A 6205-nucleotide genomic window follows, 5' to 3' on the forward strand; every position below is an offset into this window, starting at 1 on the left:
TCCCGCGGCGACCTCGGCGAAGGTGCGGTACCGCTCGAAGAGCACCGTGGTGTCAGATAGCGCGGTGGTGATCTCGTCGGCGGTGTGATCGCTGAACCAGGTGGCGAACAAACTGGAGAGCACGTCACGGTAGCGGTAACGATCGCCTTCGGACCCGAAATCGGCGCCCAGCGCCTCAGCGAGCGCCGAGACCGCAACGTCAGTGCCCGTCACTGCTAGCAGGTCGCGAAAATGCCGGCCGGTCAAGGTAACCACCATGAACCTGGCCCCGTCACTGCTGATGAAGTCCTGCCCGTACTGGCCGTAGATCGCGTTACCCAGCCGTTCGCGTTGTGTCCCGTTGACTTGCGGCTCGGTGAGCAACCCCAGGTTGGCCGCGGTGGCCAGCGCGACGTCCTCCAACGCCAGGCTGATCCGGGTCCCCGCCCCGGACCGCTCGCGGTGGCGGACAGCGGTGACGACGGCGAGCGCGGCATATAGTCCGCAGCACACGTCCCAAGCGGGTAGCACGTGATTGATCGCACCGGCATGATCGGCCGGGCCGGTGACGAGCGGATAGCCGAGACCCGCGTTGACCGTGTAGTCCACGCCGGTGGACCCATCACCGCGCCCGAGTAACTGAACGTGAATCACGTCGCGGCGTTTGGCCGCCAGGGCTTCGTGGCCGAGCCAGGTCAAGCCCGCGGCGTTGGTCACGACGATGCCGTCACCCTCGATGATCAGCCGCTGGACCAGTTCATGGCCGTCCGGGGACCGCAGATCGATGGTGGCCGAACGCTTTCCCTTGTTCAGGCCGGTCCAGTAGATCGAGGTGCCGTCGGCCGCCAGAGGCCACCGTTGCACATCGGAAGCGCCGCCGATGGGGTCGACCCGGATGACCTCTGCACCAAGCTGACTCAGCGTCATGCCGCATAGCGGCGCGGCGACGAAACTCGATACCTCGACGACCGTGAGGCCATCCAACGGCAACGCCGATTCGGTCATTGCGGTACGACCCGCTCGAAGACGGCAGCCAGGCCCTGGCCGCCGCCGATGCACATGGTTTCCAGACCGTAGCGCGCCTCGCGGCGATGGAGCTCGCGCGCCAAGGTCGCCAGCATCCGTCCGCCCGTCGCGCCCACCGGATGACCCAGCGAGATTCCCGAGCCGTGCACATTGGTCCGCTCGTGGTCGGCGGCGCCGAAGCTCCATTCCCGCATCACGGCAAGCGCTTGCGCGGCAAAGGCTTCGTTGAGCTCGATGAGGTCGATGTCGGACAGCTGCAAGCCCGCCTTGGCCAACGCGGCCTCGGTCGCAGGCACCGGGCCGATGCCCATGACGTTGGGTGCGACCGCGGCCACGCCCCACGACACCAGGCGCACCAACGGCCTCAGGCCATATTCATCGGCCTTCTCCGGGGTGGTGACCACGCACATCGATGCCGCGTCGTTCTGGCCGCTCGCGTTGCCGGCGGTCACCGTCGCCTCCGGATCATCCTTCAGCAGAACGGGTTTGAGCTTGCTCAGCGACTCGACAGACGTGTCGGCGCGGGGGTGCTCGTCGGTGTCGACGAGTTCCTCGCCGCTGCGGGTGCGGACCGCGACCGGAATGATCTCCTCGGCCAAGATCCCGTCTTTCTGCGCCGCTACGGCGCGCTGGTGGCTTCGCACGGCGAGTTCGTCTTGCTCCTGGCGTGAAATGCCGTACTGGCGACGCAGATTCTCGGCCGTTTCCAGCATCCCGCCGGGCACCGGGTAGTTGCGGCCGCCCGCGGTTGTGCGTCCCCGGGCCAGCCCGTCGTGCACCTGTACACCGTTGCGGGCGCCGCCCCAACGCATGTCGGTGGAGTAGAAGGCGACGTTGCTCATGCTCTCGCAACCCCCGGCGACGACGAGGTCATTGTCCCCCGCGGCCACCTGCAGACACGCTTGGATGACCGCCTGCAGGCCAGAGCCGCAACGCCGGTCGACCTGCATGCCCGGAACCGTCACCGGCAGGCCGGAATCCAGCGCCACCACGCGCCCGATCGCCGGCGCGTCGCTGTTGGGATAGCAGTGACCGAGGATCACGTCCTGGATGGCATCGGGCGCAAGTCCGGTCCTCTCGAGCAGCCCCTTCAGCGCGGTGACAGCGAGGTCGACAGCGCTGCACGCCTTGAACATTCCGCCGTAGCGGCCGATCGGCGTCCGAACGGGTTCGCAGATGACGGCCTCGGCACTCATAGGTGGCGGCCGCCGGTGATTTCCATGACGGTGCCGGTCATGTACGACGACAGATCGGAAGCCAGGAACAGCGCCACGCTGGCGACCTCGCTGGGCTCACCGGCCCGGCCCAGTGGCACCTCAGCAACCTTGGAATCCCAAATGCGCTGCGGCATGGCCTCCGTCATGGCGGAGCGGATCAAGCCGGGAGCGATCGCGTTTACCCGGACGCCCAGGTAGGCCAGCTCTTTGGCCGCCGCCTTCGTCATGCCGACGATGCCGGCCTTGGCGGCCGAGTAGTTCGTCTGGCCGATCATGCCGACCTTGCCGGACACCGAGGACATGTTGATGATGGAGCCGCGCTTGTTTTCGCGCATGACGGCGGCGGCCAGCCGGGTGCCGTTCCAGGTGCCCTTCAGGTGCACGTTGATCACCTGATCGAATTGCTCCTCGGTCATCTTGCGCATCGTCGCGTCCCGGGTGATCCCGGCGTTGTTGACCATGATGTCCAGGCCGCCGAACCGCTCGACCGCGGTCTGGATCAAGGTTTCGACGTCGGAGGACTGGGTGACATCGCACCGAACGGCGATCGCGACATCATCGCCGCCCAACTGCTTGGCCACGACTTGGGTTTCCTCGAGGTTGACGTCCCCGAGCACGACTCGCGCACCCTCGGCGACGAAGCGCTCCGCGATGGCCAGACCCAGCCCTTGCGCTCCGCCTGTGATTACCGCGGTCTGACCTGTCAACATCGCCACTCCGATCACAATCCTTCACTGTTGTCGTTGCCACCGGGCACCCGTAAGGCAAATATCATATTTGATATAGGATCCTGCTCTGAACCGGGGTGTCCCGGATCGAGAGAGGAGTGTGGAGCCCATGGCCACCGCCGAAGCTGCTGAAGTCTCCGACGAGGACTTCCGCGAGATCCTCGCTCAGACAAGGCAATTCGTCCGCAGCGTCGTCGTCCCCCGCGAGCAGGAGATTCTCGACACCGATCGCGTCCCCGACGACTTGCGCGACGAGGCCAAGAAGATGGGCCTGTTCGGTTACGCGATTCCCCAGGAATGGGGCGGCCTCGGCCTCAACCTGATGCAGGACGTCGAGATGGCGATGGAGTTGGGCTACACGTCGCTGGCGCTGCGTTCGATGTTCGGCACCAACAACGGCATCGCCGGACAAGTTTTGGTGGGGTTCGGCACCGACGAACAGAAATCGCGCTGGCTTGAGTCGATCGCGTCCGGCGACGTCGTCGCCTCCTTCGCACTGACCGAACCCGGCGCCGGGTCGAACCCGGCCGGCTTGCGCACCAAAGCCGTTCGCGACGGCTCCGAAAAAGACGGGGCTTGGGTGATCTCCGGGCAGAAGCGCTTCATCACCAACGCGCCCGTGGCAGATCTCTTCGTGGTGTTCGCCCGTACCCGGCCGGCCGACGACCAGGGGGCGGGCATCGCGGTCTTCCTGGTGCCCGCGGACGCCGCCGGGGTCGAAGTGGGCGCCAAGGACGCCAAGATGGGCCAGGAAGGCGCCTGGACGGCCGACGTCAATTTCACCGACGTGCGCGTCGGCCCCGATGCGCTCGTCGGCGGCAGCGAAGACCACGGGTACCGGGCGGCCCTGACGTCGTTGGCCCGCGGACGGGTGCACATCGCCGCCCTCGCGGTGGGCGCCGCCCAACGCGCGCTCGACGAATCGGTGTCGTACGCCGCCACCGCGACGCAGGGTGGAACGGCGATTGGGAGCTTCCAGCTGGTGCAGGGCATGCTCGCCGACCAGCAGACCGGCGTGATGGCCGGCCGTGCGCTGGTGCGCGAGGCCGCTCGGCTGTGGGTCGCCGACGAGGATCGCCGAATCGCGCCGTCGGCCGCCAAGGTCTTCTGCACCGAAATGGCCGGCAATGTCGCGGATCTCGCGGTGCAGATCCATGGCGGCACGGGTTACATGCGGGGTGTTGCCGTCGAGCGCATCTACCGCGATGTGCGCCTGCTCCGGCTGTACGAGGGCACCAGTGAAATTCAGCGTTTGATCATCGGATCGAACCTCGTCAAGGCTGCGCAGCGATGACAGTGGCCGGGCGGCCGAAGCATACGAAGGAGCAGCTATGAGCGGCAAGCTTGCCGGAAGAGTGGCATTCATCACCGGCGCGGCCCGCGGCCAGGGCCGGGCACACGCGGTGCGCATGGCCCAGGAGGGCGCCGACATCATCGCCGTCGATATCGCCGGCAAGCTGCCGTCGTGCGTGCCCTACGATCCGGCGACTCCCGACGACCTGAGCGAGACGGTGCGCCTGGTCGAAGCAGCGAACCGGCGGATCGTCTCGTCGGTCGTAGACATTCGCGACTTCGACGGTCTGCGGAAGGTCGTCACGGATGGGGTCGCCGCACTGGGCCGGCTGGACATCATCGTCGCCAACGCCGGGGTCGCTGCTCCGCAGGCATGGGACGACATCACACCGAAGAACTTTCGCGACGTGATGGACATCAACGTGACCGGCACCTGGAACACCGTGATGGCCGGCGCGGACAAGATCATCGAGGGCGGCCGCGGCGGCTCGATCATCCTGATCAGTTCCGCGGCCGGGATGAAGATGCAGCCCTTCATGATCCACTACACGGCCAGCAAGCACGCCGTCACCGGGCTGGCGCGGGCCTTCGCCGCGGAATTGGGGAAGCATTCGATCAGGGTCAACAGTGTTCACCCGGGTCCGGTGAACACGGCGATGGGCTCCGGCGACATGGTCAACGCGGTGGGCAAGACCATGGAGACCAACCCGCAGCTGTCGCACGTCCTCACGCCGTTCTTGCCGGACTGGTTCGCCGAGCCGGAGGAGATCGCCGACACCGTGTGCTGGCTGGCCAGCGACGAGTCGCGCAAGGTCACCGCCGCACAGATCCCGGTCGATCAAGGCTCGACACAGTACTGATCATCGTTAGCCGGGGAATAGCTCCACCGTCGCGGCGTTTGCACTCGTCATGAAAGCCTTCAGCGAAACCGAGCGTCAGGAGTTCCTCGCCGACAAGCATGTGGCGGTGCTGTCCGTCGCCGCCACCGAAGGCCGGCCGCCGGCCAGCGTCCCGATCTGGTACGACTACACCCCCGGTGGAGACGTCCGGATCATGACCGGGGCGTCCAGCCGCAAGGCCCGCCTCATCACGCAAACGGGCGCGGTGACGCTGGTGGTCCAGCGCGAGGAGCCGCCGTATCAGTACGTCGTGGTGGAAGGCACCGTTGTCGAGACCACCAACCCGGCCCCGGCCGACGTGCAGGAATCGATCGCCATCCGCTACCTCGGCGAGGAGGGCGGTCGCGCGTTCGTGCAAAGCATGCAAGGCGTCGAGGAGGTGCTGTTCACCATCCGCCCCGACCGCTGGCTGAGCGCCGACTTCACCGGCGACCTCTGAGCCGCGAGATATACGCGCATCCGCCGATGTTTTGCGGCATGCGCTCAGCTCATGCTGGCTACCATGAGCGAAATCGATCCACGGGCGGGCGTGCCGCCGTTGGACTGGAGCGAACTAGGCATGAACGAGCCCTTGCCGACCGGCACGGTGACGTTGCTGCTGGCCGACGTCCAGGGTTCGACGCAGCTGTGGGACTCCCAGCCGCAGGAGATGACCGCGGCAATCGCGAAAATGGATCAGACACTCGCCGAATTGGTCGGTGCCCATCACGGAATTCGTCCGGTCGAGCAGGGTGAGGGTGACAGCTTCGTCATCGCTTTCAGCCGAGCCTCCGATGCGGTGACGTGCGCGCTTGCGTTGCAGCGCGCTCCCCTCGCACCGTTGCGGCTGCGGATTGGGGTGCACACCGGCGAGGTGCAATTGCGTGACGAGAACAACTACGTCGGTCCGGCCATCAACCGGACCGCCCGGCTTCGCGAGCTCGCGCACGGCGGCCAGACGGTGTTGTCGGGCACCACCGGCGATCTCGTTGCCGACACACTTTCCGACGACGCGTGGTTGACCGACCTGGGCACCCACGCGCTCCGCGATCTGCCCCGTCCCGAGCGGGTTGTGCAGCTGTGC

The 6205-nt window shown here is 66.6% G+C and carries 7 protein-coding genes; 4 read left to right on the forward strand and 3 right to left on the reverse strand.

Annotated features, from left to right (window positions below; translation table 11 throughout):
• The 3 genes from A5652_RS14275 to fabG form a co-directional block, all read right to left on the reverse strand.
• A partial coding sequence (locus A5652_RS14275; RefSeq protein WP_067352239.1) for a CoA transferase occupies positions 1–984 on the reverse strand: 984 nt, incomplete at its 3' end.
• Entirely contained in the window at positions 981–2201 is a 1221-nt protein-coding gene (locus tag A5652_RS14280; RefSeq protein ID WP_067352242.1) for an acetyl-CoA C-acetyltransferase, read from the reverse strand. The genes A5652_RS14280 and A5652_RS14275, both read right to left, overlap by 4 nt.
• Positions 2198–2932: a 3-oxoacyl-ACP reductase FabG gene (fabG, locus tag A5652_RS14285; protein WP_067352258.1), complete on the reverse strand. Its 735-nt coding sequence runs from the start codon at positions 2930–2932 to the stop codon at positions 2198–2200. The genes A5652_RS14280 and fabG overlap by 4 nt, the downstream gene beginning before the upstream one ends.
• A 127-nt stretch (positions 2933–3059) precedes the next feature.
• On the opposite strand from fabG, the gene A5652_RS14290 reads away from it, so the two are divergent.
• The 4 genes from A5652_RS14290 to A5652_RS14305 form a co-directional block, all read left to right on the forward strand.
• Positions 3060–4244 carry an acyl-CoA dehydrogenase family protein gene (locus A5652_RS14290; RefSeq protein ID WP_067352246.1) on the forward strand — a complete coding sequence of 395 codons (1185 nt, stop codon included), beginning with the start codon at positions 3060–3062 and terminating at the stop codon, positions 4242–4244.
• Between the two features lie 37 nt (positions 4245–4281).
• The gene (locus tag A5652_RS14295) at positions 4282–5103 is read left to right on the forward strand and encodes a mycofactocin-coupled SDR family oxidoreductase (RefSeq protein WP_067352250.1); all 822 of its coding nucleotides are present in this window, start codon (positions 4282–4284) and stop codon (positions 5101–5103) included.
• A gap of 49 nt (positions 5104–5152) precedes the next feature.
• Positions 5153–5581: a pyridoxamine 5'-phosphate oxidase family protein gene (locus A5652_RS14300; RefSeq protein WP_067352254.1), complete on the forward strand. Its 429-nt coding sequence runs from the start codon at positions 5153–5155 to the stop codon at positions 5579–5581.
• A gap of 51 nt (positions 5582–5632) precedes the next feature.
• Positions 5633–6205 (forward strand): adenylate/guanylate cyclase domain-containing protein (locus A5652_RS14305; RefSeq protein ID WP_197513955.1); only part of this gene is annotated, 573 nt, incomplete at its 3' end.

This window comes from Mycobacterium sp. 1165178.9, assembly GCF_001673555.1.
Classification (GTDB): Bacteria; Actinomycetota; Actinomycetes; order Mycobacteriales; family Mycobacteriaceae; genus Mycobacterium.

What these genes read in the sequence shown, in the direction of transcription:
- A5652_RS14300 (WP_067352254.1), top strand. Translation starts at nt 5,153, where the DNA reads ATGAAAGCCTTCAGCGAAACCGAGCGTCAGGAGTTCCTCGCCGACAAG.
- A5652_RS14280 (WP_067352242.1), bottom strand. Translation starts at nt 2,201, where the DNA reads ATGAGTGCCGAGGCCGTCATCTGCGAACCCGTTCGGACGCCGATCGGC.
- fabG (WP_067352258.1), bottom strand. Translation starts at nt 2,932, where the DNA reads ATGTTGACAGGTCAGACCGCGGTAATCACAGGCGGAGCGCAAGGGCTG.
- A5652_RS14295 (WP_067352250.1), top strand. Translation starts at nt 4,282, where the DNA reads ATGAGCGGCAAGCTTGCCGGAAGAGTGGCATTCATCACCGGCGCGGCC.
- A5652_RS14290 (WP_067352246.1), top strand. Translation starts at nt 3,060, where the DNA reads ATGGCCACCGCCGAAGCTGCTGAAGTCTCCGACGAGGACTTCCGCGAG.